The organism is Bacillus sp. 05T31, from assembly GCF_056396725.1.
This window is the reverse complement of record NZ_JBFTMA010000919.1, coordinates 1-1,355: the sequence shown is the minus strand read 5'-3', so window position 1 is coordinate 1,355 and position 1,355 is coordinate 1. Positions and strand designations below refer to the sequence as shown.

Below are 1,355 nucleotides of genomic sequence, written 5' to 3'. Positions count from 1 at the left end.
GGACTATAATGTGGCAGCATAACACCACCAGAACCAACTCTAATACGGTCAGTTTTCGCGGCAATATGTGAAATGAGTATTTCTGGACTTGAACCAGCTAAGCTAATTGAATTATGGTGCTCGGATACCCAAAAACGTGTGAATCCGAGTTTCTCAACTTCTTGTGCAAGCGTAACTGTATGTGAAATAGCTTGGGCTGCTGTGCTACCATCTGAAATAGGTGATTGGTCTAATACACTTAATTTGATCATAGAATATACCTCTCAATCTTAATGTACATCCTATTATATATTTACTTACGAAAAATGCGTAGTGAAATGCTCAAAAGGAAAAGTGAATAATTTTTTATCCGCTTTTAATGAGAAAACCCTCGTTCATAATGATTCATTTCCACTAAGTTTAATATATATTCGTAGTTATCAATTTCTAAATGTATTTGCTTGCGTTCTTCTTCAGTTAGTTTAACGCTAGTGAGTTTTTTACATAACTGCTGTTTCTTTAATTCTAAATGTTTTTTTGTAGCCTGATAATCGTAAGTACGTTTCATGTGTATCCACCCTTTCCATACAGTTACTATCTGTATGTTTATCATATGAAGCATGTGGAAGGGGGAGAGCTGCACCTTATGTATTTTTAGTGAATTTTCAAATTGTGGTGGTGTTATGTTTAAGTGAATTTATGAATAAAATGCACTAAACCACTAATTTGTATTTCATGAAGTAAGGGGTGGGATTGTGCAGAAAGATATAATGTTTAACAATGAGATGGATGAAAYGTTAAAAGTTATAAATAAGGGATTGAAGAAGACGACACGTCCGAAACAAATCATTGTAGTAGGGGCTGGTATGGCTGGATTAGTTTCGGCATCTTTATTAAAAGCAGCAGGGCATGAAGTGAAGGTTTTTGAAGCGAACAACCGTGTAGGTGGCCGCATAGAGACAGTTAGRATGGAAGATACCGGATTATATTTAGATGTTGGRGCRATGAGAATTCCGTATTCGCATACATTAACGATGGCATATATAAGAAAGTTTGGGCTACAGGTGAGCCCTTTTATTAATAGGAATGAGACAGATATTATCTACGTAAATGGTCGGAAAACGACATTAAAACAATACGAAAAAGATCCAAGTATTTTAAGATATCCTGTGGAAATGAATGAAGTTGGGAAAACGTCTGAGGAACTATTAATGTTAGCGGTACAGCCCATTATAAATTTTATAAAAAAGAACCCAGAGAAAAATTGGGATATTGTAGTAAAGGATTTTGGGAGATATTCTACAGGTCAATTTTTAAAATATCATCCTTATCAATATAATACGTATTTTTCGCCAGTAACGATTGAGATGATAGGC

Annotated in this window: 3 protein-coding genes; 1 reads left to right on the top strand and 2 read right to left on the bottom strand. The window is 34.9% G+C overall.

All coding sequences use genetic code 11. The annotated features are described in order from the left end of the window. Nucleotides 1-251: LLM class flavin-dependent oxidoreductase (locus tag AC1DJR_RS29895; protein WP_477004245.1), on the bottom strand; the 251-nt coding region annotated here is incomplete at its 3' end. A gap of 104 nt (nucleotides 252-355) precedes the next feature. Beyond that, nucleotides 356-547, bottom strand: coding sequence for a DUF3896 family protein (locus AC1DJR_RS29890; RefSeq protein ID WP_002012420.1), 192 nt, complete (start codon nucleotides 545-547; stop codon nucleotides 356-358). A 187-nt stretch (nucleotides 548-734) separates the two neighbouring features. Here AC1DJR_RS29890 and AC1DJR_RS29885 point away from each other — a divergent pair. Next, a partial coding sequence (locus tag AC1DJR_RS29885) for a flavin monoamine oxidase family protein (RefSeq protein WP_477004244.1) occupies nucleotides 735-1,355 on the top strand: 621 nt, incomplete at its 3' end.